This is a genomic window from Streptomyces smyrnaeus (assembly GCF_017676345.1).
In the GTDB taxonomy this organism is placed as follows: Bacteria; Actinomycetota; Actinomycetes; order Streptomycetales; family Streptomycetaceae; genus Streptomyces; species Streptomyces smyrnaeus.
Genome location: NZ_JAFFZM010000014.1, coordinates 211946 through 237850, shown reverse-complemented (window position 1 = coordinate 237850; position 25905 = coordinate 211946). Strand labels below are relative to the sequence as shown.

Sequence of the window (25905 nt, the reverse complement as noted above, 5' to 3'; positions counted from 1 at the left end):
TTGGCCGGGATCTTGTTCGGATCGCGACCAAATGTCCGGCTCGTCGTGCGGCTGTCCGACCGGGCTTTCCGGCCGCGCACTCCCGCCGTGCTGTCCTCCTGTAACTCCCTCACGCATCCGCCGGGACGGGCGGTTCCCCGCCGCGCCACGCACTCCGCCGGACGGCGAGGGCCGTACGAGACCGGACCGATGACCGCACGAGACCGGAAGCTCGTATTCAGCCGTTAGCCTCCGCGCATGTCCAACGCGATCACAGCCGAGGGGCTGCGCAAACGCTACGGGGAGACACAGGCCGTCGACGGCGTCTCCCTGGAAGTACGGCGCGGCGAGTTCTACGGCATCCTCGGGCCGAACGGGGCCGGCAAGACCACCACCATGGAGATCCTTGAAGGGCTGCGCGAGCCCGACGAGGGAAGTGCGCAGCTGCTGGGACAGCCGTCCTGGCCGCGCGACCCGGCACTGCTGCACCGCATCGGCGTGCAGTTGCAGGCGTCCGCGTTCTTCGAGCGGCTGACGGCCCGCGAACAGATACGCACCTTCGCGGCGCTCTACGGCGTCGCCGAGACCCGCGCCGACGAGATGCTGGAGACCGTAGGGCTGACCGAGAAGGCCGGCACCCGCGAGGACAAGCTCTCGGGCGGCCAGGCGCAGCGGCTCTCCATCGCCTGCGCCCTGGTGCACGACCCGGAGCTGGTCTTCCTGGACGAGCCGACCACCGGACTCGACCCGCAGGCCCGGCGCAACCTGTGGGACCTGCTGCGCCGTATCAACTCCGCCGGCCGCACGGTGGTGCTCACCACGCACTACATGGACGAGGCCGAGACACTGTGCGACCGGGTGGCCGTCATGGACCACGGCCGGGTGCTGCGCGTAGGACCGCCGCGCGAGCTCGTACGGGAACTGGGAGTCGACACCCTGGAGGACGTCTTCCTCCAGCTGACGGGGCGGGAGTACCGGGAGTGAAAGCTTTTCTCAGCCTGTCGGTGGCGATGGCGCGCGGGCTGGCCCGCGACCGGGCGGCGGTCTTCTTCACGCTGATCTTCCCGCTGATGTTCCTGATGCTCTTCGGCGCGCTCTTCAAGGACCAGGGCGTCGACCGTTCCGAGATCGTGCAGGTCGGCTCCGTCAAGGTGCTCGACAGCATGCCGGACAAGGAGCGCGCCTCACTGCGGGACGTCTTGAAGATCGAGAAGACGGACGGCTCGGCGGCGGCCCGCAAGGAGGCGCTGGAGAAGGTGCGCAAGGGCGACGCCGACGCCGCTGTCTTCCAGCAGGACGGCAAGGTCGAGCTGCGCTACTCGGCCGCCGACCAGGTCCGCTCGGGCACCGTACGCGGAGTGCTCGACAGCATCGTCCAGCAGGCCAACCAGCGAGCCACCGGACAGCCACCCGCCTTCGCCCTGCGCACCGGCACCGTGGAGGACGAAGCCACCAAACCGATCCAGTTCCTCACCCCGGGGCTGCTGGGCTGGGCCGTGGCGATGGGTGGCGTCTTCGGATCCGCCTTCAACCTCGTCAGCTGGCGCAGAAAACGCATCCTGCGCCGCCTGTGGCTCGCCCCGATCAACGCGAGAACCGTCGTGGGCGCCCGCATCGGCGTCAATCTGCTCACCGCGTTCGCGCAGACGGCCATCTTCCTGGCACTCGCCTCGCTGCCCTACTACGGGCTGAAGCTGACCGGCATGTGGTGGCTGTGTCTGCCGCTGGTCGCCTGCGGCACACTGGCGTTCATGTCCATCGGACTGCTGGTCGGCTCCTTCGCGAAGACCGAGGAGGCGGCCAACGGGCTGGCACAGATCATCATTCTGCCGATGGCGTTCCTGTCCGGGGCCTTCTTCCCCCTGGACAGCGCACCGGGCTGGGTGCGCGCAGTCAGCGAATTCATGCCGCTGAAACACCTCGCCACAGCGATGCAGGACGTTCTCAGCCGCGGCGAGGGCTGGGGCGCGGCGCTGCCCGTGATGGGTGGGCTGCTGCTGTTCGCCGCGGTGCTCACCCTGATCGCTTCGCGGCTCTTCCGCTGGGACGCGGCGTAGGGCCGTCCGGCGGGAGGCGCCGCCGTTGCGCCCGCAGGGTCGTTGCGGGTCGCGAGTCGGCTCTTCCACCGGACCGCTCCGTCCGCCGACTGCGGCGGACGGTGCCGCCCTCGCGCCGAAGCGGAAGAGGAGCGGGGCTCGCCCCAGGGCGCCCTCGGAAGGTGGCCCTAGGACCACAGACCTCCTCCGGGGCGTCTGCGACCATGGACGGGTGATGGAGATTCCGCGCGGCAGCCTGGAGACGCAGACCTTCTACGAACAGGTCGGCGGCGAGGAGACATTTCGACGACTGGTGCACCGCTTCTATCAGGGCGTCGCCGAGGACCCCCTGCTGCGGCCCATGTACCCCGAAGAGGACCTGGGACCGGCCGAGGAGCGATTGACGCTCTTCCTGATGCAGTACTGGGGCGGCCCCCGCACCTACAGCGACGCACGGGGCCACCCCCGGCTGCGGATGCGGCACGCGCCCTTCAAGGTGAACCAGGCGGCCCACGACGCCTGGTTGCGGCACATGCGCGACGCCGTCGACAGCCTGGAGCTGCCCGAGCACCTGGAGACCCAGCTGTGGAACTACCTCGTCTACGCCGCCGGGTCGCTGATCAACTCCGCGGAGTGACCGGACGGAGACGGACCCCGGAGTGACCGGACGGCCCGCCGGGGCCTCTCGCCCCGGCGGAGACGCCCTCACACCGGGGTGACGCTCAGTCCACCGCCCGCGCCCGGGCGCTCGCGGCGGCGTACGACCACCGAACCGTAGGCCGTGCGCAGCCGCAGCCAGGCGCCGGACTCCAGCAGGACGGCCGGGTCCGTACCGCGCAGAAAACCGAGCGCGTGTGCCGCGTGCGCGGCGCGCAGCGGCAGCTGTGTCCGCCCCAGCGGCCGGGACCAGATCTCCTCCGCGAGAGCGTCCAGGGTCTGCCGGGCGCGCCGCTCGGGCGGCAGCTTCTCCGCCCGTTCACGGAACTCGCCGACAGCGGCAGCAGCCACCGAGCCGACCGCGTCCACCGGCACCCTGGCGAACTCCTGCCAGCCGCCCCGCGGCGGCAGCACACCCGCCCAGGACGGCCCGGTGACGGCCTTCGGAACGCCGACCGCCTCCTGCTCCTCCTCGACGAGCTCCAGCAGTTCACCGGCCGCCACGGTCACATCCAGCTCGACCGGCTCCAGCAGCCTGCCCGTACGCACGGCAAGCACCTCGAAGCGGGCGGGCTTGGCGAACACCGCCGCCACACCGCCACCCGCCTGGATCCGCACGGCGGCGTTCTTCTCCCAGCGCACCAGCCGCTCCAGGAAGGCGGCCAGACCCGCCGCCTCCCCGGGGTCGGCGAACACCAGCCGGTCAGCCACTGTGGCTGTCATCGAAATAGCCCTCCAGGAAGGAGCGCTCGACCGGCGAAAGCCGCCGCAGATGCCCCTCCCTCAGGTTGTACGGCACCACGACCGTCCGCGCCCGCACATACGGACCGCCCTCGGACGCCGGGTCCCTGATCTCGTAGGCGAACGTGGCCGAGGCGGCAGTCAGCTTCTCCACCCACAGCTCCACCGTCACCGGGTCGGTCTGGTGGACCAATTGCCGCAGATAGTCGATCTCGTGCCGCGCCACGACAGTGCCGCCGGTGAACGCCTCCGGGTCCGTCTGCCGCGCGGCCCGGGCCAGGAAGTCGATCCTGGCCTCCTCCAGATAGCGGAGGTAGACCACGTTGTTGACGTGCCCGAAGGCGTCCATGTCCGACCAGCGCAAAGGGCACCGGTAGCTGTGCCGCACCCGCTCAGCTCCGGGTGAGCTTCTTGTACGTCGCCCGGTGCGGACGCGCCGCGTCCGGTCCCAGCCGCTCGATCTTGTTCTTCTCGTACGACTCGAAGTTGCCCTCGAACCAGAACCACTTGCTCTCGCCCTCGTAGGCGAGGATGTGGGTGGCCACCCGGTCCAGGAACCAGCGGTCGTGGGAGACGACCACCGCGCAGCCCGGGAAGTCGAGCAGCGCGTTCTCCAGCGAGGAGAGCGTCTCCACGTCCAGGTCGTTGGTCGGCTCGTCGAGCAGCAGCAGATTGCCGCCCTGCTTGAGGGTCAGCGCCAGGTTGAGGCGGTTGCGCTCACCGCCGGAGAGCACACCGGCGGGCTTCTGCTGGTCCGGGCCCTTGAAGCCGAACGCGCTCACATAGGCGCGCGAGGGCATCTCGACCTGGCCGACGTTGATGTAGTCCAGCTCGTCCGAGACGACCGCCCACAGCGTCTTCTTCGGGTCGATGTTGGCGCGGGTCTGGTCGACGTAGGAGATCTTGACCGTGTCACCCACCTTGATGGAGCCCGAGTCGGCCTCCTCCAGCCCCTGGATCATCTTGAACAGGGTGGTCTTGCCCGCGCCGTTCGGGCCGATCACGCCGACGATGCCGTTGCGCGGCAGCGAGAAGGACAGATCGTCGATGAGCACCTTGTCACCGAAGGCCTTGTGCAGGTTCTCGACCTCCACCACCACGTTGCCCAGTCGCGGCCCCGGCGGAATCTGGATCTCCTCGAAGTCCAGCTTCCGGGTCTTCTCCGCCTCGGCGGCCATCTCCTCGTAACGGGTCAGTCGCGCCCGGGACTTGGCCTGCCGCCCCTTGGCGTTGGAGCGGACCCACTCCAGCTCCTCCTTGAGGCGCTTCTGCCGCTTGGCGTCCTTCTGCCCCTCGACCTTGAGGCGGGCCTGCTTCTTCTCCAGGTACGTGGAGTAGTTGCCCTCGTAGCCGATGGCGCGGCCGCGGTCCAGCTCCATGATCCAGCCGGCGACGTTGTCCAGGAAGTACCGGTCGTGGGTGATGGCCACGACGGTGCCCGGGTACTTCGCCAGGTGCTGCTCCAGCCACTGCACCGACTCGGCGTCCAGGTGGTTGGTCGGCTCGTCCAGCAGCAGCAGGTCGGGCTGCTCCAGCAGCAGCTTGCACAGCGCCACGCGGCGCTTCTCACCGCCGGAGAGGTTGGTGACCGGCCAGTCGCCGGGCGGGCAGCCCAGCGCGTCCATGGCCTGCTCCAGCTGTGCGTCCAGGTCCCAGGCGTTCGCGTGGTCGAGCTTCTCCTGAAGCTTGCCCATCTCCTCCATCAGCTCGTCGGTGTACTCGGTCGCCATCTGCTCGGCGATCTCGTTGAACCGGTCGAGCTGCTGCTTCGTCTCCGCGACACCGTCCTGGACGTTCTCCAGCACCGTTTTCGACTCGTCCAGCGGCGGCTCCTGCAGCAGGATGCCCACGCTGTAGCCGGGCGAGAGCATCGCGTCACCGTTGGAGGGCTGCTCCAGCCCAGCCATGATCTTGAGCACGGTGGACTTGCCCGCGCCGTTGGGGCCCACGACACCGATCTTCGCGCCGGGCAGGAAGCTCAAGGTGACGTCGTCGAGGATCACCTTGTCGCCGTGCGCCTTGCGCGCCTTGCGCATGGTGTAGATGTACTCAGCCAAGAGGAACCGTCCGGCAATCTGTAGGTAGTCGTACGCGGCCAGGCCGCGCGGGTCGTCATGCGGCAGCGCGCCGCGGGTTGAAGTGCGGCCGCACCACGTAAGGCATACGCACCCCATCTTGCCGCACCCGGGCCCCGCCCCGGAAACCGCACCTGTACCGAAGCCGGGGAACACCCCCCGGAACGGGCCGCCGGCGGGCGCGGGCGACACGGGCTGCGACGGCCGCCGGGCCTCAGCCGCGGCGGCGCAGAACGCGGAGCGTGGTCACCCCCACGGCCAGCAGCCCGAGGGCCAGGGCCGTGAACAGCCGGGTGCCGCCACCGCCCGTGTCGGCCAGATCACCGTCCCCGGACACGGCGTCGCCACCCCCGACGGTCGCGGGACGCTCCACCGTGGCGGGCGCCTTCTGCTGGCCCACCCCGCCATCGGCGGCGGAGGTCGTGCAGTCGAGAACGCCGCTGAACGTCTTCTCGTAACCGTGCGGGCCGCGCACCGGAATGCGGTAGGGCTGGTCCTCTGCGACCGGCACCGTCACCGTGCCGCGCTCGCCCTCCGCGACCGCTTCACGCTGCTTCCCGACCCGCAGCGGAAAGGCGCCGTCACCGCTGTTGACGACGGTGATGTCCACCCCGGATCCGGCACAGTTCTCCGCCGCCGAGGTGGCCGGCACCGGTCCGCGCTCGGCCCAGTTGACGGCGGCGGTGGCCGAGACGGTCGACTGGCTCGACCCGGCGAGGATCTGGGCCTGGCCCCCGCCGCGCTCCCCCGCACCGGTGAACACCCGCCCCACGGGCACCTTGGTGGCCGCCTGCGCGGTCAGCGAGGCGCTGCCGGACTTCGCCCTCTCGGGCAGATCGAAGTAGAGCTTCGTCCCGTTGCGGGCGGTGCGGACCCGCTTGCCGTCCCGGTCCACGATGCGCACCCCCTGGGAGACCGCGTGCGGCCCCGGCGCCACGCTCACGGTGCCGGCGTTCGTGCGGACCGTCACCGGGCCGGGGCGCTCTCCGTTGCGCCCCGCCACCTCCGGCTTGTCGAAGGTGAGCGACGGTCCCGGCTCGGCCATCGAGCGGGCCTTCTTCACCAGGTAGGCGGCGAGCTTCTGGGCGGCGGGGTCGGTGGCGGTGATGACGGGCCGCTTCGGGGGGCCCTCCCCCCTCCCCCCGCCCCCCACTGCCTTCCGTGCCCCGTGTTCGGCGAACCTCCAGATGGCGACCTGCGTGCCCGCGGCGGCGGTCTGCGGAGTGAGCCGCTTGGCACCCGCGGACTTCGCCAGCGCCTGGAGGTCGTTGCGCCGCGGGTAGGAGTGCTCAACTATCCAGCGGATCTTGCCGGCGTTGCGGTTGCCGGACAGCGACGAGGACTTCCACTTCCCCTCCGCGTAACGTGACTGCTTCTGTATCGGGTTGAGCGCGTCGAGCCCGTAGGTCTGCAGGGTGCCGCCCCCGTCGACGGACATCTCGAAGAGCCCGGCGCCGATCTTCTGCTTCTCGCCATCGACGGTGATGACCGCCTGGTCGTGGATTTCGAGCCCGTTCAGCGTGGCCACCGCGCCACTGCGCTGTTCCGGTATCCCCTCGGTGAACGCTCCTCCGGAGGCGGCTCCGGCGGCCGACCGGGCCGTCACCGCAGCCGCGGCCGACCCGGCACTGCTCACCATGCCGGTCGCGCACAGCCCTGTGGCCGCCGCGACGACGGTGAGCCTGCGGGCCGCCCGCGCGCGTGCACAAGTCATGGTCTTCCCCTCTTGGCAGAACCTCCCCCCGGCCGCGTCGCCCACGTACCGCTGGTCTACCGCAAAGCTTCGAACCCCCTGGTCAGTACGCGTGGGATCGTAAGGAGACGGACGCCGCGCAATCCCCACGATTCACGGTGGCCACACATTCCGACTCGGAATCGTTATCGCCGAATCCGGCGGACCGGGACGATCAAGGCGCACCGCGCTGACCTGGAACGCTTCCTTCCGCTACCCCTCGGACACCAGCTCCTCGCTCTCCGCTCCCTCCTTCGCGGCCGATCCGACACCGGAAGTGTCCGCCCCGTCACCAGGAGCTCCGAACGGAGACGGACCGGCACTCTCGACCGGCGGCCACGTCGGCGCCGGCCCACGAGTCAGCTCCGGGCCACGGGTCGGCTCCGGGCCACGGGTCGGCTCCGGGCCATGGACGTCCGGCCCACGGAACGGTTCCGGGGCCGCGCGGGAGGTCCGTACGAACGCGGACGTCCCGCGCGTCAGATCGTGCCCGACCGTCGACGCCATCAGATCGGCCGACAGATACCGCCTGTCCTCCCGCTCCTCCTCGACGACCCGCAGCTGCCCCCGGACGACCACAGGTTCGCCGCGCGCCACCGACGAGGCGACATTGACGGCCAGCCCTCGCCACGCCCAGACCGTGTAGAAGCTGGTGGACGCGTCCGTCCAGCACCCCTTGTGCTTGTCGAACCGCCGGACGGTGCTGGCCAGCCGGAACCTGGCGACGGGCACCCCCGACGGCGCGGTCCAGTGGTCGACCTTCGTCGCCACATTGCCCAGCACCGTCACATACGTCTCGTTCATCCGAACCTCCCCCGGATCGCAGCCGGTCGGCTGCCTTCGGACACCAGCTCGGCGCCGCCGCGAGGCGGTCACCGGGTGGTGTCGTCGTGCGGATTCCAGAGTGAGGGCGGAAGTGGAGAAGCGGGGAAAGAAGTTCTCAGCTGTGGATTACTCGGAGGTTGTGCACAACTCGGTCCTCCCTGCGGGTGAGCCGTCCCCGTTCTCGCGTGCCGCATCGGAGGCGTCGGCATGCGCGCCACCAGCCGCCTGTGCGCGTACGTCGCCAGCCGCCTCGGCTCGTACCTCCCCACCCGCCTCGGTGTGCGCATCACCCCGTGCCTGGGCTCGTGCGTCGCCGTGCGCGGGGGCGTGCGCCTCACCCTGGCCGTCGGTCTGCGCGTGAGCGTCCAGGCCCCTGGAGCCGGCGCCGGCCGCACCGCCCGCCGTGGCGGCAGCGGCCATGTCGCCCGCAGCGGCCGCGACAGCCGCCGCGGCGGCGTCCAGTGCCCCGACGGCCTCCGCGACCCCCGCGACTCCTCCGCCGACCATCGGCCGCTCCTGCGGGGTCGAGTCCACCGCACCGGCCGCGATCGCGTACTGCTCCCGCACCTGCCGGTACCGCAGCAGTTCGGCGGCCACCGGCTCCAGCACCCGCGTCCGGCCGCAGCACGCCGCCAACTGACGCAGCCTCCGCTCCTCCTCCAACCCGTATGCCCGCGCCGGGCCGCGCGCGGCTCTCCGGCACACCCAGGCGAGCGCCGGGCCCGCGAGAGTGGCCGCCGCGAAGAGCGCCCCGGGCAGCAGTACGGTCCGGTCGACACCGTGCGCGAGGACGACCATCGCGACCGCCCACACGGCTCCCACCGCCTGCAGGGCCAACAGCAGCCACTGGCCCGCGAAAGCCGCGGTGTGCCAGGTCGGGCGCGGCACGCGTGCCCCCAGGCCCGTGCGCCTGCCCGCGCCCCGCGATTCCTCTTCCACCCCTTCCGCAGCATCCGCGATCGGTCCGGCCGCCGCCCCGGGTACGCCCTGAGGCCCGGCCGCCGCCGCGGTGGCATCCGTCGGCTCGTCCCTTCCGCGCCACCTCGCGGACGCGTCCGCGGAAGGCTGCTGATTGGGCACGATCGGTGCGGCGCGGCCAGTCAGTGCGGCGGCCCGCGTCGGCCAGTTGGCGTCCATCCCCAGGGCGATGTCCGTCATCGACGCCGTCCGCGCCGCGTCCGGTCCGGAGGCGCACACCTCCATGACCTCGTCCAGCACCTCCGGCAGGCCCGCGGCACCGCGCCGGGCGGACTCGCGTACGGTGCGCGCCCAGGCGCCGGGCAGACCGCTCGCTGCCGCGTCCGCCAACTCCCGTACGGCCTGCGCCACCACCGGCCGGGCGGCGAGCGGCTGCTGCAGGGTCTCGCGGCGGGCGGGCCGACCGACGGCGGTGCCTTCGTGCTCCCCTCCCTGGGCCTCCCCCAGGGGAGTCGGGGCCGACTCGTCCCGCTCCTGGGTGGGCCTGGAGGCGTACCAGCGCAGTGCGCGCACCCAGGGGATGCCGGCGGAGTGCTCGGCCTGGCGCAGCCAGGCCCGCTCGGCGGCCTGTCCGGCGGCAGCGGCGCCGACGGCGACGGCCAGACGGTCCTCGAAGTCCTCACGGGCGCGCTCGGTCAGCCCGATGGGGCCGTCCTCGGTACCGGGCCCGGGCTCGGCGTAGACGGGGCGCAGCCGTTCCATCGCGTCGTCGAGGTCGGCGGTCAGCCGCAGGACGGCGGCGCGCTGCTGTGCGACGAACTCGCCCAACTCCTCGCGCAGGACGTCGATGCCCTCGTGGGTGAGGGCGGAGGCGGACAGCACGACCGCTCCCGGCTCCCCGTGCTCGCCCAGTGCCATACCGTCCTCGTCCAGCAGCCGCCGCAAGTCGTCCAGGACGACATCCACGGCGTCCCGGGTGAGCCGGTCCGTCTGGTTGAGGACGACGAACGTCACCTCGGCGTGCCCGGCGAGCTGTCGCAGATAGCCCTCGTGCAGCAGCGCGTCGGCGTACTTCTCCGGGTCGACGACCCACACCACCGCGTCGACCAGTTCCAGCATCCGGTCCACCTGTTCGCGGTGCCCTGGTGCGACGGAGTCGTGGTCGGGCAGGTCGACGAGGATGAGGCCGCTCAGTGTGCCGTCGTGCGTACGGTGCCGTGCGTGCTGCGGGATGCCCAGTCTGTCCAGGAGCCCGTCGGGCCCGCCGTCGCTGTACCGGCCCGCCTCCCAGGTGCACGCCACCGGTGCCGCAGTGGTGGGGCGGCGCATGCCCACTTCGGAGAGGCGTCCGCCTGTCAACGCGTTGAACAGGGACGACTTTCCGCTGCCTGTCGCGCCCGCGAGGGCGACGGTGGTGTAGGAGCGGGGCAACGCTCGGCGCGTCGCCGCTTCGTCCAGCACCTTTCCCGCCTCGGCGAGCACGTCGGTGTCCAGCCGGGTGCGTGACAGTCCGACGAGTTCGCGGAGGGCCCCGAGCCGCTTGCGCAGGGCACTCTCTCCCGCGTCGCACCGGGGGTCCCTACGGATGTCCCTGCGGAGGTCCCTTGTGATGTCCCGGCACAGGTCCCTTTCGATGTTCCTGGAGGAGGCCGTTCCGGTGTCCTGGTGGGTTCCCTTTTCGACGTCCTGGCCGACGCCCCTGTCGGGATTGCCGCGCTGTGCGGCCTGGGCGAGGGTCTCCTGTGCGGCCTGGGCGGTTGTCCCCTGTGCGGCCTGGATGGGTGTCTCCTGTGCGGACTGGACGGGCGTCTTTGGTACGGCCGGGGTTGAGGACTCCTGGACGGCCGGCGGGGGTGTCGGGGCGGCGGGCGGCGGCGTTTCCTGTCCGGCCTCACAGGCAGTGCCGTAGGGGGGCTTCGGCCAGGCGGTGCCGCGCCAGGGCGGGGTGGGGGCGAAGCCGGGCCTTGGATGGCCCGCCCCCCGCTCCGTGCTGTCCGTCTCACTGGCGTGCCCCCGTGGCTTCGGCGCCCGGAGACCGGCCTCCGCCTCGGCGGCGACGTGCTCGGCGGCGGCGTGCTCGGCCCGTGCAGCCTCCTCCGCGCGCTCCACCCCGTGCTCGGCGCGCTCCGCATACCCGGCGGGCTCCCCGTGCTCGGCGCGCGGGGCGAGCGGGGCCGCCCGTTCGGCACGCTCGGCGCGGGCTCTACGGGCGATGACGCCGTCGTCCCAGGCGGGCTCGGGGCCGATCGCGTACGCGTGAACGTCCGGCGGCTCGGTGCCCCGGTGGGAGCGGTCCCCGTCGGTGTGGCTGCGGCTGTTCTCCGGGCGCTCCGCCGCCCCCGTGCCGCCGCTCCGCTCGGCCCGCTGCTCGGAGTCCTCCGGCTCGTCACAAGCGCGCCGCTCGCCCGTTCCGTCCGGCTGCTCTTCCGAACCGCTCGTCCCGTCCGGTTGCCACGGGACGCGTCCGGCCTCCGACGGGCCGGCTGCTGCGGCCTCCGACTGCTGGCGCGGCAGGTCGGCGGCGGCACGGTGGCCCAGCGATCCGTCGGGTCCGCTGTGCGAGGGGGCCTGCCGGGGCGGGGCCTCCTCGTCCAAGCTGAGCTCCAGCTGCCCCTCGACGGGCTCGCTGTGCGGGCTGACCCAGCCGTCGGGCCAGCAGCTGCGCCAGCGCTCGGACCGCTCAGACCGCACTGCCCGATCAGTTGGTTCGGGCCGATCAGTTGGTTCGGGCCGAACAGGTCGTCCGGACCGCTCGGGCGGCTCACCCGCTCCGGGGTTGGTGGCATCGGTGGACGTCACTGCTGTCACCTCTCCATGTGCGCGCTCTGCAGACCGCGCGTGCCGTCCGGGCCGAGCGGGCTACGCGTCGGCGGGAATTCACGGGCGGTCACGTCCGCCTTGCTCAGCTCCTGCGGCCGGTGGAGCTCGCGGAGCTGGTGCGGCTCGTGCAGCCCGTGCGTCCTGTTGAGCTTGTCCAGTACGGAGAACGCGGCGATCAGTTCCATCTGGGGTTCCGGCCCGGCGTTGAGCTCCTCCAGCGGGGCGAGTCTCAGGTCGCACTCGCCGTACAGCACGCGCTGCACACAGTCCTCCAGCAGCTGAGCGCACTGCTCGCGCAGCTCGAGGGCGTTTGCTTCGCCGAGCAGTTCCTCCAGGGCGTCGTCGGCGCCCGCTGCCCGGCGTCCGCCGAGGAGGGCGGCGGCCAGCAGCCCGGCGACGCGCTCGGTCTCCTCCTCGCCGCAGGCGGCGCGGCCTGCGGCGTGTGTCTCCTCCTCGGCCAGTTCCTCGACGCAGCGGCGCCATCGGCGCACCATCACGCCGATCCGGCCCACCGCCTCGTCACGCTCGCTCTGGCCGCCCGGGAGAAGCCGGGCGCACTCCTCCAGGCCCGGCACGCCACGGCGCAGTTCGGCGATGCGTTCGTCGGCGGCCGCGACCGCGCCGGACAGCAGCGCGGTCAGGCCGTCGGCGAAGGCGTCGAAGAGTTCGTCGCCGTCGCTGTCGGTGGGGAAGCAGCGCCAGTGCTCGGCCGCGTCCCCGGCCAGCAGTTCGCCGTCGGCGATACGGGTGCGCAGGCGCTTCCCGGCGTTCTCGTAGGTGGTTTCGATGAGCCGGGTGAGCCGATCGGCTGCCGCGTGCTGTGCGGCGGAGGCGCCGGCGAGGGCGGTGATACGGGGGCGCAGCGAGGCCAGCGTGCCGTCCGCTGTACGGCTGGCCGCCGCGTACCGGGCGTCGGCGTCCCTCGCGCGCTCTTCCAGCCAGTCGCGCAGCCCGCAGACGGCCGAGACGGGCAGCAGTCCGGAGCCGCCCGCCGATTCGGGCAGCTCTGGGATGGTGAAGCGGGGCACCTGTCCGAGGCCTTCGCGTTCCAGCAGCAGGCCGTACTGCGCGGTGACCTCGGCGGCCATCTGGTGCGGCACCCGGTCGAGGACGGTGGCGAGGGTGACGTCGTACTCCTTGGCCGTGCGCAGCAGATGCCAGGGGATGGCATCGCCGTAGCGCGCGGCAGTGGTGACGAGCACCCAGATGTCGGCGGCGCAGATCAGTTCGGCGGCCAGATCGCGGTTGTGTGCGACGAGGGAGTCGATGTCGGGCGCATCGAGCAGCGCGAGGCCGGGGGGCAGACCGCTGTCGGTCTCCAGGCGGAGGAGTCGCCGGGGCTCGTCCCGCTCGGCGTCCCACTCGGTCTCCCAGTCCGCCTCGGGCCCGGCGCCCCAGCCGCCGTCCCAGGCCGCCTCCCGCCCGGAATCGCGGACGGCGTCCCGTCCGGCACCCCGCCCCGGGTCCCAGTCCGCTGCCCAGCCGCTCTCCCAGTCGGTGGAGCGGTCGGCCGCCGTCCGGCCGCCGAAGCGGTCGGTGCCTCCGCCCGCGCCGTCCCGCCCGCCGTGCCCGCCGTTGGTGCCGTGCATGCCGTGACTGCCGTCGGGGCCGTGCGAGTCGTGAGCGCCGTGCGAGTCGTGAGGGCTGTGCGGGCCGGTACCGCCGGAGGCACCGCCGCCGGACATGCCGGGTACGCCGAGCATGCCTGGCGTACCGGCCGCCGCGTCCTGCCGGGGCATCCAGACCCGCTCCAGCCGGGGCAGCACACGCTGTCCTACGAACCACCCCCGGTCGTCCGGATGGCAGACCAGCACAGGCGTGCGCGTCGTGGGCCGCAGCACCCCGGCCTCGCTGACCTTGCGCCCCACGAGCGAGTTGACCAGCGTCGACTTGCCCGCGCCCGTGGAACCCCCGATCACCGCGAGCAGCGGCGCCTCGGGGGTGCGCACGCGCGGGACGAGGTAGTCGTCGAGCTGGGAGAGCAGCTCGTCCCTGGAGCGGCGGGCGCGTTCGGCGCCCGGCAAGGGGAGGGGGAAGCGCGCGGCAGCGACGCGCTCCCGCAGTGCGGTGAGCGCGTCGAGCAGTTCGAGCCGTACGTCCAAGATCGCCACATGGGCAGAATGCCCAATTTTGCGGCAGTTTTGAAGCTTATTCGCGGTTGCGGACGATGAAATTGAGTGGTTTCACCATCGAATGACCCCTTTCGTACCATTCACCCCGCATGACCCACCTGCCACCCCGCCGCCCCCATAACGACTGCGCAACACCCGCACCCCACGCCGCCAAAACCGCTGCATGAATCGCACCCGCCTGCGATTATCGGGACCGCTTCACGGAACCTCCACAAAGCGTCGCGGCCGTGAAGCGAACAGGACGAGCCGCACGGCCCCCTATCCTTGACCCCGCCGTGGTCACGGGGGACGGCGAGCCCGCCCACCCCGCGACGGAGGCCGGCCCCCGTAGCTCAGTGGATAGAGCAGGCGCCTTCTAAGCGCTTGGCCGCAGGTTCGAGTCCTGCCGGGGGCGCACAAAACACGGCCGGTCGGGGTCACATCGTCCGCCCGGGGGCCAGCGCCCGGGGGGTCGGCCGCGCCAGGTCAGAGGCCGTGGCGGCGGATACGGTCACCTGGAGGTGGATCTCGCGGCGGGGCCGGTGGTAGCGGACTTCCGGCGTCCGGCACGCCGTCCTGCGCCGGCCCGAAGCCGACGGGTGCCGCGCGGCGAGTTGGGCCCGGAGGTACTGGTGGGTGCTGGGCTGCCCAGTCCGCAGTACTACGGCGGGTGTCGTCCTTGTAGCAGACGTAGTAGAAGAGGCCCTTGCCGGGCTTGCCGAGCATCCGTCGGTCACGCAGCATTCGGTCACGCAGCATGCAGTACGCGTAGGAGCGCAGCAGTTGACTACGGAGTGTCTCGGGACGGCGGTTGGGCTCTGCCCCGCTGCGGGAGCCCCGGCGTGTCGCGGCGGTGGACCGGTGGGGCGGCGGTGTCCCACCACACCGAGAGCGGCTTGGGCTGACGGTGCGGGCCGTGAGAGCGGTGCATGGTGACGACTCCGGTCCGTTCAGGCAGACGCGTGGAGGGAGTGCTGCCCCGGCCTGCTGCTTTCGTCGTCGCATAACCTGCGGCCATGACTGAGACACTGACGCCGACTCCCGACGACGCCTTCGAGATGCTGCTGGCCGGCAACCAGCGGTTCGTCACCGGTTCGCCCGAGCACCCCAACCAGGACGCCGCGCGCCGTGCCGCGACCGCACCGGGGCAGAGCCCCTTTGCGGTGCTGTTCGGGTGCTCCGATTCCCGGCTGGCCGCCGAGATCATCTTCGACCGGGGACTGGGCGACCTGTTCGTGGTCCGCACAGCCGGGCACGTGGTCGGTGCGGAGGTGCTGGGCAGCATCGAGTACGGGGCGAGCGTGCTGGACTGCCCGCTGGTCGTGGTCCTGGGCCACGACTCGTGCGGCGCGATCGCGGCAGCCAAGGAGGCCGCCGACGGCGGCAGGGCGCCCGCCGGCTTCGTCCGTGACGTCGTCGAGCGGGTGACCCCGAGCGTGCTGGCGGCCCGCGCCGCCGGACGCGGCCAGGACGAGGAGATCCTTCACGAGCACATCCGGCACACCGTGGACCTGCTGCTGGACCGCTCCCGCGTCCTGGCCGAGAAGGTGGCGGCCGGCCGCCTGGCCGTGGTGGGTGTGTCCTACCGGCTGGCCGACGGCAGCGCGCAGCTGGTCGCCTCCCACGGCCTGAGCAAGCCTGCCGCCTCTCCACGGTAGGACCCGGCGGGCCCGCCCCGGTCCCACGGGCCTGTCCCGCGGGCGGACCGCGCGGTGTTGCCGGCCCCGGCTCATCGAATGCGCCAAGAGCATCCCGGCCCACCGGATGCGGCAAGCGGAACGGTGCAAGAATCGGGAGGGTGACCGCACGAACCAGTGACATCGACATCGGCAAGGCGGCCGATGTGCTGCGCGCCGGGGGCCTGGTGGCCCTCCCGACCGAAACCGTCTACGGGCTGGGCGCCAACGCCGAGGACCCCACCGCCCTCGCGCGCATCTTCCAGGTCAAGGGGCGCCCGCCCACCCATCCGCTGATCGTCCACATCAGCGGCGCGGACCACCTCGACGACTGGGCCGAGGACGTGCCCGCGGCGGCCCGCCTGCTGGCCGAGCACTTTTGGCCGGGCCCCCTCACACTGGTCCTGCGACGCGGGCACCGGGTGCCTCTCGAAGCAACCGGCGGCCTGCGGACGGTGGCCGTGCGCGTGCCCGGCCATCCCGTCGCGCTCACCCTGCTCAAGACCTTCGGCGGCGGTGTGGCGGCACCCTCTGCCAACCGCTTCGGCTCGGTCAGCCCCACCACGGCCGACCACGTTCGCGCCGAGCTCGGGGACGGGGTCGACTTCGTGCTGGACGGCGGCCCCTGCGGGGTCGGCGTCGAGTCGACCATCGTCGACGTCACGGGCGATGTCCCGAGCATCCTGCGGCCGGGCGGAGCCACGCGCGAGGACCTCGAAGCGGTCCTGGGGCACCCGCTCGCGGTCCCCTCCACCAGCCGCGTCCGCGTGCCGGGCCAGCATCCCTCCCACTACGCGCCGCGCGCCCGGGTCGTCCTCGTCGAACCCGAGAACCTCGTCGCCGAAGCGGAGCGCGAACAGGAGCTCGGGCACCAGGTGGGCGTCTTCCTGCCTCCCTCCCTCGCCGACTCCCCGGTCAAGGCACACGCCCAGGTGACGATCCCCACCTCGATGGGCGCCTACGCGCACGGGCTGTACGGGTTCTTGCGCGAGCTCGACCAGCAAGGGTGCGACCTCATCGTCGCGCCGCTGCCGGCGGAGGAGGGGCTGGGACTCGCGATCGCCAACCGGCTCCGCCGCGCCGCAGGACCCCGGCCCTCCGAGACCAGGAGCAGGTGAACGCACGCCGGATCGGCGACGATCCGACTGCGTTGATCACCGTTGGCGGAGTCGAAGGACCTGCCGCATCACCGAACGCACCGCCCAGCGCGCCGTCGGCGATCTCGAACAGGCCGGACACTTCAGCCGTATGAGCGAGACGGACGCCGCACGCGCTGTACCCGTCCGCTTAAACGGAAAGCTGCGTCATCCGGCAAAGGCCCAGCTACCCGTCCTGGCTCTGCCGGATTCTGTGCACTGGCCGTGAGGTCTTCTCCACGCGTCCCACGGGCCCACAAGGTCACGTAGAGGGAGAGCCGATGTCGTCATACGGGCTGGATATCGTTTCCGCCATGACAGACGAGGACCCGATCGCCGACCACGTCGCCGCCTGCCCCGTCACACCCCTCCTGGTGCAGCAGATCGTCGGCCTGGCGGAACTGCCGTGGGACGACCGGGCGGTCTTCGAAGCAGCAGTGGGGCGTCTGGGCTGGCGGGAAAGCGACGACTTGCCCCTGGAGGACACTCTCATCACCGCCGAAGGCCATCTCGCCTACGTCGGGGATCACTTGTCCCTGTCGTTCGCCCACTTCTACTGGGTTGGTGGCGAGGAATGGGCTGAGGACTTCTGGGGCACGTTGCCCGGCTGGTCCAGCCACGAGAACGCCGGACGGGAGGTGTTCGACGCGCAGATCGACGACGCCATCACCGGTTTCACCCAACGCCTCGGCCCCCCAGAGCGCGATCTCACCACCGAAGGCGGCACCCTGGCCATGGGGCCCGGCGACTGGCGGCACGCCGCTTGGCGCCGCGGGAGCAACCTTCTCGTCATCGGCCCGCGCCACGAAGGGCTCTCCTACTTCCAGTTCGAGGAAGCCGTGGTCCACATAGCACCAATCGGAACGACCGCGGCACTGCCCGCCCTCCACGACTTCATCTCCTGACCCACCCGGCGCCACCACCACGCCGACCTGCCGGCCACGCCAAGGCTCGGCTCGCGTGACCCAGTCTCAGGCGGACTCGTCCATCCCCGCAGTCCCCGAGAGCCTTTCAAGACCGTGTCGCCCATGGCCGTTGTCTCAGGCAGCAGGGAGGGCTCCGGCACGGGCGGCCAGACCTCGGCGGCCGGGCACAACTCGTTGGCCGCTCATGACGAGTATGAAGACTTCCCTGAGCCAGTCACGATTCCGACCTCGCACGCCAGGAAGACCTGCTTCTCGGCTGCCCTCGACGTCGCCCTCGATACGGTGACCGCCCTGCCGGCCGCCCACGCTCCCTCTGCCGCAACCGCCCTCGCAGTCCCGGTGGGGACCTGGGCTGACCGCTCCCCTGGGCAAGACGAACGAGACCAACGAGACCAACGAGGCCGACAGGACCGACAGGACCGACACGCACCTCCGCCACCCGCCCGCTGACTCTCAGGGTTCCCCTCGGCAGATAGTAGCCATGGCTATAGTAGCCATGTAATGTATTCGCCATGAGCAAGGGTTCACCGGGTCCCACGCCCGGCTTCCTGGTATGGCGACTCGCCAACAAATGGCGCGTCGCGGTCGATCGCGCTGTGGCTCCGCTGGGTCTCACCCACGCGAAGTACTCGCTGGTCGCGTCGCTGCACGGCATGCAGCGCACCGGCGAGCGGCCCAGTCAGCGCCGACTCGCCGACCACACCGGCCTGGAGGCGCTGTACGTCTCGAAGCTGGCGCGCGCACTGGAGTCGTCCGGTCTGATCGAGCGCACCCGCGACCCCCGCGACCCCCGCGCCGTACAGCTCGCGCTCACCGAGCAGGGCCGGGCCGTCACACGGCAGGCCATCACAGTGGTCCAGGAGCTGCTTGATCAGTTGCTGGAGCCGCTCGGCGGTCTCGACGCCCCGCGGACGCACGCGTTCACCGACGAGCTGACGACCCTGCTCGACGCGCCTCTCATCCCATCCGTACCGAACGACGAGATCACTCAGGGGGCAACACCATGACCACCAGCGCATCCACCACCGGCGCATCCACCACCGCACCCGTCGCCAACGCCCGCAACCTCGCCCTGGCCCACTACGCCGCCCGCGGCGTCCTGGAGCACGTCCTGGCCCGGCACGGCAGCACGTTCCAGCAGCAGGTCGCCCTGCGTGCCGCCATCACCGCCGACGCCCCGCTGACACCGGACGATCTCGTCACCCGTGTCCAGGACTCCCTCAAGGCCGACCCGGCCGACATCCGCGCCACTGTCGACGCGCTGCTGGCCAAGCAGTTGCTCGTCACGGACGGCGAGCACCTTCGCCCCACGGATGCGGGGCGCGAGCTGTTGGCCGCCGTCGGCGACGAGACCGCCCCCGTCAGCGCCCGCATCTGGGGCGGGATACCCGACGAGGACCTGGCCGCCACCGGCCGCGTCCTCGCCCTTGTCACCGAGCGCGCCAACGCGGAGCTCGCAGCGCTGTCCGCCTGACCGCCCAGCCGACCGACCGCTCAGCCGACCGACCAACGCAAGGTCAACCGACCCGACGGCACCCGGGCCCGGGCACGATCGTCGACTCCCACGGCGTCTGCCCGGGCACTGCCGGTGGCCCCACGATCCGCCCTCCCATCGGGAGGGCTTTTTCGCTGCTCGGAAGGCGAAATCCCAGGCCTGCAAGTGGCCGCATGGAACAGCTGTCGCTCCCGGCTGGCGCCGACGGGCTGTTACAGGGTGCGGACAAAATGCCGTGAACAAATCCGGGCCGGTCGCCATCGAAGTGCATGTACCGACAACTGAACCCGGCCGGGGCGCCCCGCGGAAGTGGGCAGCCGTGCCGCGTCCGACATTCGTGGGGGACCTCGTGATGACCGCTCGTACTCGCCGTACCGTCCGTTCCGCCGGCCTCGTCGCCGTCGCCGCCACCGCCGCGTTCTCGCTGACCGCCTGCCAGGACGGCGGCGGCAAGGAGGACGACGCCGGCTCCTCGTCCTCCTCGGCGGTGTCGAAGGACTCGCAGACGAAGGACTCGCCGTCGAAGGCTTCGCAGACGAACGGCTCCGGCTCCACGGGCAGCGGCAGCGGCAGCAGCGGCGCGAAGAGCGGCAACGGGGGCAGCAGCACCGCGGGCGGGACGACCCAGGCCGAGGCCGCGGGCGTGAAGCGGACCGCCTGCACCGTCGGCAAGGTCTCCGTCGGGCTCAAGGAGACCGGCGGCAGCGCGCCGGTCATCCTACTCAAGGCCACCAACAACGGCAGCACCCGCTGCGACCTGTACGGCTACCCGTTCGTGGGCTACCCGGACGCCCAGGCCCCGATCGCGGTCGGCGGCGGCAAGCCCCAGGCCGTGGTCTCCCTGGAGCCGGGCGAGTCGGCCTACGCCTCACTCGGCCTGGAGAAGGGCGACGGCGGCAACATGCACCGCGAGAAGCACCTCACCGTCCAGCTGGCCAACCGCGACCAGCACGGCACCGGCGCCACCGCCACCCTCACCGCTCCCGGAGCGGGTCTCGCGATCAGCGACAACTCCACCGTCTCCTACTGGAACACCACCCCCGAGTCGGCGATGCAGTAAGGCGGCACCGTCTCCGCGCGGAAACGGCCGGCTTGTCCCGGCGAGGCACGGGTACCGCTTCGGCGCTGCGGTGAAAGCCGTTCAGCGAGCGGTCAGACGTCGTCGGCACCTCGGTCAGGCATCGTCGACATCCAGGGATTCGAGGAACAATGCACATCTCCTTCTTGATCTTCAGCGCGTACGGGATGGGCGGAACGGTCCGCACCACCTTCAATCTGGCGCAGGCGCTCGCCGAACAGCACGACGTGGAGGTCGTCTCGGCCTTCCGGTTCCGGGACCGGCCGTTCTTCGAGCCGGGCGACGGCGTACGGCTGACCTCGCTGGTCGACATGCGACGGCACAGACCGACGTATGACGGCGCCGACCCCGAACACGCCCGCCCCGCCCGGGTCTTCCCCGCTGCCGACGGCCAGTACGCCCAGCACAGCGCGTTGACGGACCGCCGGATCGGGGAGTACCTGAGCAGCACCGAGGCGGACGTCGTGATAGGCACACGGCCCGGACTCAACGTGCACGTGGCACGGCAGACACGCCGCGGACCCGTCCGTGTGGGGCAGGAGCACCTCACGCTTGCCACGCATTCCGCGAGACTCAAGCGCCTGCTGCGCCGTACCTATCCCCGGCTGGACGCGGTGACCACGGTGACCGAAGCCGATGCCCGCGACTACCGCAGCTCCCTGCGGCTGCCCGGTGTGCACGTCGAATCGCTGCCCAACAGCGTGCCCGCCCCGGAGGTCACGCCCGCGGACGGCAGCGGCAAGTGGGTGGTGGCCGCGGGCCGGCTCGCCCCCGCCAAGCGCTACGACGTGCTCGTACGCGCCTTCGCGGAGGTCGTCCGCGAGCGTCCCGACTGGGGCCTGCGGATCTACGGGCACGGCCGCGAGGAGAACAAGCTGAGGAAGCTCATCGACGAACTCGGCCTCTACAACCACGTACTACTGATGGGCTCGGCGAATCCCATCGAGACCGAATGGGTGAAGGGATCGATCTGCGCGGTCACTTCGAGCCTCGAATCCTTCGGTATGACCATTGTCGAGGCCATGCGGTGCGGCCTCCCCGTCGTGGCCACCGACTGCCCGCACGGGCCGGGGGAGATCATCCGCGACGGCGAGGACGGGCTGCTGGTTCCCACAGGCGATGTGAACGCGATCTCCGGCGCGCTGCTCCGCCTCATCAACGACGAGGGGCTGCGGACGCGGATGGGGCAAGCCGCGCTCAGCGCATCGGCGCGGTTCGATCCGGCGCGGGTGGCCGCCCGGTACGAGGACCTGCTGACCTCGCTGGTGAACCGCCGGGCCGGCACCCTCCACCGGGCGCGCGGCACCCTGCTCGGCGGAGCGTACGCGGCCAGGGAGACGGTCCGGCTCGGAGTGAAGCACGCCTTGGAAGGAGCACGGACATGACGCGGCACTCCTGCGCCACGCCACCGGACGACGCCGTGGTCGCGGCCCCGCCGGATGCCGGTTCCCCAGCCGTTCGCAGGGTCCACCGCCCGCGCGCCGACTGCACGACCGACAGCGCCGGGGGGCTCACCTTCCGGGTGCGGCTCTGCGAGGGGGCGGACGAGGAAGCCGGGGCCCCCGAGGTGCCCGAGTCCGCGGCCGTGCTGCTGCGCCTGCGCCATCAACACGGCCCGGACGCCTCCCTCAGACTGCCGCTCGCCCGCGCAGCGGCAGACGGCAGGCTGCAGGCCTCGCTGCCCAGCACGACGCGGCTTCGCGAGGGGCGCTGGGACGCCTACCTCACCCTCGGCGACGAAGAGCCGCAGCGACTGCTGCCCGGGGTGCACGATCTGCGTTCCCTTGTCGGCAGTGCGTCTGTCGACACACAGGCTTGGCTCGGCGTCCGGATCCCCTACACGACCAAGTACGGCAATCTCGCCGTCCGTACGTGGCTACGTCGACCGCACGCGGAGGCAGGGGCGCTGCGCGTGGCCGACGACGCCATCACCCTGCAGGGCAGGCTCTACGGTGCGCGCCTCTCGGCAACCGCGTGCCTGGAGGCGCACCCCCGCGACGCTGCCGCGTCGTCCGTGCGCGTACCGGTGCGCCCGGACAGCGAGGAGCGCTCCGAACCGCAGGCCGCCGCACCCGAGCACGGCACCGACACAGGCCACTCGGTACGCGACTTCGCTGCCGAACTGCCCCTCGGCTCCCTGCTGCCCGGCCACCGGGTGTGGGACCTGTGGCTGCGCCCGGCCGAGGACGAGGAGCCTGTCCGCCTCGGACGGATACTCGATGACATCCCGGACAAGAAGCGCGTCTTCAAGTACCCGTCGCAGCGAGTGACCAGCCGGGACGGTGCCGCCCACTCGGCGAGGCCGTACTACACGATCAACAACAACCTCTCGGTGCAGGTGAGTGTCGAAACCCTGGCGGAGGCGGAGGCGGAGTGAGGGGCCCGACAGCTCGTTTCAGACCCGCCCATGCGCCAGCAGGGCCGCATGAGGCAGCACCAACGCGCCGCCCGAGCGGACGAACTCGGCACACAACGCGACGAAGTGGCCCCTGATCTCCTCGACGACCCCGGGTGGCCGGCTCTTCAGTATCTGCCCGATCGTCGCCACTCCGGCGGCCGGGCCGCTCCACCACTCCTGTGGAGTCGTCCAGTGATCCCATTCGAGGATGTCGCAAACGACATGACGCAAACCCGCGTCACCGAGCAACGTGGCGAAGCCCTGTTCAGTACGAGGAAAGTCCTCCTCAGGAGCAAGAGCAGGCAGGTGAGCCGGTCGACCGACCCCCGCCTCCTGGACGGCTCGTCCGAGCAGAGCCTGTCCAGGGGCCGGGGGGACTGCCCAGATGGTGACAGCCACCCTCCCACCCGGCCGAGTCACTCTGCGAAGCTCCGCCAGGGCCGCCCGAGGGCGTCCGACATGGTTGAGGACGAAGTTGCCGACCACGGCGTCGAACGCACCGTCGTCGAAAGGAAGGTCCGGCAGGGCGGCGAGGCGTACCTCGGCCGCCGGCGCTTCCTGAGCCGCAGTGGCGATCATGGCGGGTTCGGCGTCGACCGCCACCACCTTCGCGCCCCGCTCGCACGCGGTCGCGGCGGCGGTGCCCGTGCCCGTCCCCACGTCGAGGACGTGCGTTCCTGCCTCGACCCCGGCTGCGTCGAGCAACCCGGGCACCGGATACGCGCAGAGCTTGGCGAAGCTGCCCGCATAGGCATCGGCCTTGCCCGCCCATGCCCGACGCTCGGACTCGTCGAACGCCGTCACGGTCATACGTCCTCTCTCCCCCCGAGCCGCAACCGAGGAGCTCGGCTGCGGCGATGCTGATACACCGGTCACAGCGCCCACGGAGCCGCCCGCTACGGCGTGGAGGTCATCGGTTGATCGGGTGGGCGGCGCAGGTCGTTGTAGACGGTGGCTCGGGAGACGCCCAACAGGCCTGTGAGGGTCTGTACGGCGCCTTTGAGTTCGAGGAAGCCCTGGTCCTTGAGGGTGTGGACCAGGGTGGCGCGGTCCGTGGTGGCCAGGGCGCGGGGTGTGGTGCCGCGGGCGGCGGCGAACGACTCGGTGACGGTGCGCAGTTCCTCCACCGTGCGGGCGCGCAGGGTCTCGTGGACCGGCGGCTGGTGCTCTTCCGTGCGCAGCAGCTCGTTGAGGCCGCGGGTGAGGGTGGACAGTACGGAGACGTCCAGGTTGAGGCAGACGGCGGCGATGTAGACGCCCTCGCTGTTCTTGATGCCGATCGAGGTGCTCTTGGCGGGCCGGCCGTCGGGGAAGCGGTTGGGGTAGTTCTGGAGGACCTCGGGGTGGGTGGGGTCCGCGATGCGGGCCAGGCCCAGTTCGGTCGCCGGATCGCCGATCCGGCGGCCCGAGAGGTTGTTCTCCACCGTGCGCACCGCGTGCTCGGGGCTGCGCAGGTCGTGCAGTACGGCCTCGCACAGGCCGGGGAACATCCGGCCGACCGCGGTGACGATCTTCTCCGCCTCCCGCAGCAACACCTCGTCCTCCCGGCTGCTCACGGCGCCCCCTCCACCAGGGTGGCCATCGCGGTCGGCGCTTTGAGGGCCGAGCCGGTGAGGATCACCACCGTGGTCCCGCCCGGCCGCAGTTGGCCCCGGGCAGCGAAGACCTCGACGGCCGCCGCCGCGGTGGCGCTGGTGGGCTCCGCGTACAGCCCGGTGGCCGCGAGCCGGCGGACGGCCGAGGCGATGTCCGCCTCCGGGATCGCGGCCGTGCTGCCGCCCGAGCGGCGTACGGCGGCCAGCACTTCGGGGAGGCGGATCGGCTCCTTGATGGCCGTGCCCTCGGCCAGCGTCGGCTGCCACCCGCCGGGGACGGGGGTGTCCCGCCCGGCGTGGAACGCGGCGTGCAGCGGGGCGCAGTTGGCGGGCTGGGCGACCAGGAGGCGGGGCCGGGCCGCGATCTGCCCGGCGTCGAGGAGTTCGCCGAAGCCCAGGTCGCAGCCGAGCACCGTGCTGCCCGCCCCGGCGACCGTGACCACCGCGTCCGGGGCCCGGAATCCGAGGTCCTCCCAGATCTCGTACGCCAGTGTCTTGGTGCCCTCCAGGAAGTACGGGTGCCAGTTGTGGCTCGCGTACACCGTGTGCTCCGCCCGGCGCAGTGCCGCCGCGGCCGTGGCGTCCCGGTCGCCGGGTATCGGGGTGACCCGTGCTCCGTAGGCCGTGGCCTGCAACGTCTTCGCCGGTGAGGTGTGTTCGGGGACGAGGATGGTGGCGTCCACACCGGCGGCGGCGCAGTACGCGGCGACGGAGGAGCCGCCGTTGCCGGAGCTGTCCTCCAGGACCTCGCCGACGCCCTGTGCGGCCAGCGCGGAGATCATCACGCTGCTGCCGCGGTCCTTGAAGCTTCCGCTCGGGTTGAACCACTCCAGCTTGAAGCCGACCTCCACCCCGCCCCACGTCCACCGCAGCAGCGGGGTGCACCCCTCCCCCAGGCTGACGGGCCGCACCGCCGGCTGTGCCGCCCGCGCCGGCGGTCCCGACGTTCCCGGGCCGGTCTGCGCGGTGTGCAGGGCGGGCAGGGCGGCGCGGTAGCGCCACAGCGAGCGGTCCGCCGTCTCGATGTCGGCGGGCGCCAGACCGCGCGCCGGTGAGACCAGCAGCGGCGTCCCGTCGTCGCCCCGCCAGCGCAGCGGGTCCAGTGGATAGCGCCGCCCCGAGCGCGGGTCGCTCAGATGGCGCGGGTCGCGCTGCTGGGGCGCTTCCATGGCGGGGGTGACCACGGCTGGTTCTCCGTTCACGGTCGGCCGACTTTACAGAGGGTCCAAATATAGACGCTACGTAAAGCCACCAGTCGGGCCGGGCCCCAAGCCGGGCCGGGACGGGTACCGGCTGCCGACCGAGGCCGAGTGGGAGTACGCCTGCCGCGCCGGTACGGCAGGTCCGCGCTACGGGCCGCCGGACGAGATCGCCTGGTACCGCGGCAACTCGCACGAGCGCCTCCACGAGGTGGGCGGCAAGCGCCCCAACGCGTGGGGATTCCACGACATGCTCGGCAACGTCTGGGACTGGTGCTGGGACCTTTACGACCCCGAGGTGTACGGCGGCTACCGGGTGCTGCGCGGCGGCGGCTGGTTCGACGAGCACTGGAGCTGCCGGGCTTCCGCGCGGCGCCGCAGCCACCCCGCCTTCACGGTGGACGACGTCGGTTTCCGCGTCGCCCGCGGACGGGCACGCGAACAGGCGCCGTAGGTCGGCGCCGTCGGTCGGGCGGACGACGCCTCCCGGATGCCACCGCCCCGGCCG

The 25905-nt window shown here is 71.7% G+C and carries 21 protein-coding genes, 1 tRNA gene and 1 pseudogene; 13 read left to right on the top strand and 10 right to left on the bottom strand.

Annotation, left to right across the window (positions count from 1 at the left end; all coding sequences use genetic code 11):
- Positions 1-237: 237 nt before the first annotated feature.
- The 3 genes from JW613_RS23230 (at position 238) to JW613_RS23220 (ending at position 2652) form a co-directional block, all read left to right on the top strand.
- Positions 238-963 (top strand): ABC transporter ATP-binding protein, encoded by a 726-nt coding sequence (locus tag JW613_RS23230; protein ID WP_209212885.1) that lies wholly within the window; start codon positions 238-240, stop codon positions 961-963.
- Positions 960-2036, top strand: a complete 1077-nt coding sequence (locus JW613_RS23225; RefSeq protein WP_209212884.1) for an ABC transporter permease — start codon at positions 960-962, stop codon at positions 2034-2036. The genes JW613_RS23230 and JW613_RS23225 overlap by 4 nt, the downstream gene beginning before the upstream one ends.
- Before the next feature lie 214 nt (positions 2037-2250).
- Positions 2251-2652, top strand: a complete 402-nt coding sequence (locus JW613_RS23220; protein WP_209212882.1) for a globin — start codon at positions 2251-2253, stop codon at positions 2650-2652.
- Positions 2653-2720: 68 nt separating this feature from the next.
- On the opposite strand, the gene JW613_RS23215 is transcribed toward JW613_RS23220, so the two are convergent.
- The 7 genes and pseudogenes from JW613_RS23215 to JW613_RS23185 form a co-directional block, all read right to left on the bottom strand.
- Positions 2721-3395, bottom strand: a complete 675-nt coding sequence (locus tag JW613_RS23215; RefSeq protein WP_185016858.1) for a DUF8185 domain-containing protein — start codon at positions 3393-3395, stop codon at positions 2721-2723.
- Positions 3376-3801, bottom strand: coding sequence for an acyl-CoA thioesterase (locus JW613_RS23210; protein WP_209212880.1), 426 nt, complete (start codon positions 3799-3801; stop codon positions 3376-3378). Before JW613_RS23210 ends, JW613_RS23215 begins: the two co-directional genes overlap by 20 nt.
- A gap of 4 nt (positions 3802-3805) precedes the next feature.
- The gene (ettA, locus tag JW613_RS23205) at positions 3806-5470 is read right to left on the bottom strand and encodes an energy-dependent translational throttle protein EttA (RefSeq protein WP_209212878.1); all 1665 of its coding nucleotides are present in this window, start codon (positions 5468-5470) and stop codon (positions 3806-3808) included.
- Between the two features lie 232 nt (positions 5471-5702).
- Positions 5703-7202 carry a thioester domain-containing protein gene (locus JW613_RS23200; RefSeq protein WP_209212876.1) on the bottom strand — a complete coding sequence of 500 codons (1500 nt, stop codon included), beginning with the start codon at positions 7200-7202 and terminating at the stop codon, positions 5703-5705.
- 231 nt (positions 7203-7433) lie between these two features.
- Entirely contained in the window at positions 7434-8024 is a 591-nt protein-coding gene (locus JW613_RS23195; RefSeq protein ID WP_209212874.1) for a single-stranded DNA-binding protein, read from the bottom strand.
- 1224 nt (positions 8025-9248) lie between these two features.
- Positions 9249-10520, bottom strand: a pseudogene (locus JW613_RS37060) (GTPase); the annotation flags it as partial.
- A 1247-nt stretch (positions 10521-11767) separates the two neighbouring features.
- Complete coding sequence (locus tag JW613_RS23185; RefSeq protein WP_307866005.1) at positions 11768-13894, bottom strand: ATP-binding protein; 2127 nt, start codon at positions 13892-13894, stop codon at positions 11768-11770.
- Between the two features lie 342 nt (positions 13895-14236).
- Here JW613_RS23185 and JW613_RS23180 point away from each other — a divergent pair.
- The 9 genes from JW613_RS23180 (at position 14237) to JW613_RS23140 (ending at position 22582) form a co-directional block, all read left to right on the top strand.
- Positions 14237-14309: transfer RNA gene (locus tag JW613_RS23180), tRNA-Arg, on the top strand.
- A gap of 601 nt (positions 14310-14910) precedes the next feature.
- Positions 14911-15552, top strand: coding sequence for a carbonic anhydrase (locus tag JW613_RS23175; protein ID WP_209212872.1), 642 nt, complete (start codon positions 14911-14913; stop codon positions 15550-15552).
- A gap of 140 nt (positions 15553-15692) precedes the next feature.
- On the top strand, positions 15693-16688 hold the full coding sequence (locus JW613_RS23170; protein ID WP_209212870.1) for an L-threonylcarbamoyladenylate synthase: 996 nt from the start codon (positions 15693-15695) through the stop codon (positions 16686-16688).
- 332 nt (positions 16689-17020) lie between these two features.
- Positions 17021-17611, top strand: a complete 591-nt coding sequence (locus JW613_RS23165; RefSeq protein WP_209212868.1) for a hypothetical protein — start codon at positions 17021-17023, stop codon at positions 17609-17611.
- Between the two features lie 533 nt (positions 17612-18144).
- A complete protein-coding gene (locus JW613_RS23160) occupies positions 18145-18639 on the top strand; it encodes a MarR family winged helix-turn-helix transcriptional regulator (protein ID WP_209212866.1) in 495 nt (164 codons plus the stop codon).
- Positions 18636-19106, top strand: coding sequence for a winged helix DNA-binding protein (locus JW613_RS23155; RefSeq protein ID WP_209212863.1), 471 nt, complete (start codon positions 18636-18638; stop codon positions 19104-19106). Before JW613_RS23160 ends, JW613_RS23155 begins: the two co-directional genes overlap by 4 nt.
- Before the next feature lie 373 nt (positions 19107-19479).
- Complete coding sequence (locus JW613_RS23150) at positions 19480-20187, top strand: DUF4232 domain-containing protein (RefSeq protein ID WP_209212861.1); 708 nt, start codon at positions 19480-19482, stop codon at positions 20185-20187.
- Positions 20188-20336: 149 nt separating this feature from the next.
- On the top strand, positions 20337-21590 hold the full coding sequence (locus JW613_RS23145) for a glycosyltransferase family 4 protein (protein ID WP_209212859.1): 1254 nt from the start codon (positions 20337-20339) through the stop codon (positions 21588-21590).
- Positions 21587-22582, top strand: coding sequence for a hypothetical protein (locus JW613_RS23140; protein WP_245226129.1), 996 nt, complete (start codon positions 21587-21589; stop codon positions 22580-22582). Before JW613_RS23145 ends, JW613_RS23140 begins: the two co-directional genes overlap by 4 nt.
- 18 nt (positions 22583-22600) lie before the next feature.
- On the opposite strand, the gene JW613_RS23135 is transcribed toward JW613_RS23140, so the two are convergent.
- From JW613_RS23135 to JW613_RS23125, 3 genes are all read right to left on the bottom strand, one after another.
- Positions 22601-23413, bottom strand: a complete 813-nt coding sequence (locus JW613_RS23135; RefSeq protein ID WP_209212857.1) for a class I SAM-dependent methyltransferase — start codon at positions 23411-23413, stop codon at positions 22601-22603.
- An 86-nt stretch (positions 23414-23499) separates the two neighbouring features.
- Positions 23500-24159, bottom strand: coding sequence for a helix-turn-helix transcriptional regulator (locus tag JW613_RS23130; RefSeq protein WP_209212855.1), 660 nt, complete (start codon positions 24157-24159; stop codon positions 23500-23502).
- Positions 24156-25367, bottom strand: a complete 1212-nt coding sequence (locus JW613_RS23125; RefSeq protein ID WP_209212908.1) for a threonine synthase — start codon at positions 25365-25367, stop codon at positions 24156-24158. Before JW613_RS23125 ends, JW613_RS23130 begins: the two co-directional genes overlap by 4 nt.
- Here JW613_RS23125 and JW613_RS23120 point away from each other — a divergent pair.
- On the top strand, positions 25366-25851 hold the full coding sequence (locus JW613_RS23120) for a formylglycine-generating enzyme family protein (RefSeq protein WP_504739761.1): 486 nt from the start codon (positions 25366-25368) through the stop codon (positions 25849-25851). The genes JW613_RS23125 and JW613_RS23120 overlap by 2 nt on opposite strands.
- The last annotated feature ends 54 nt before the right edge of the window (positions 25852-25905 follow it).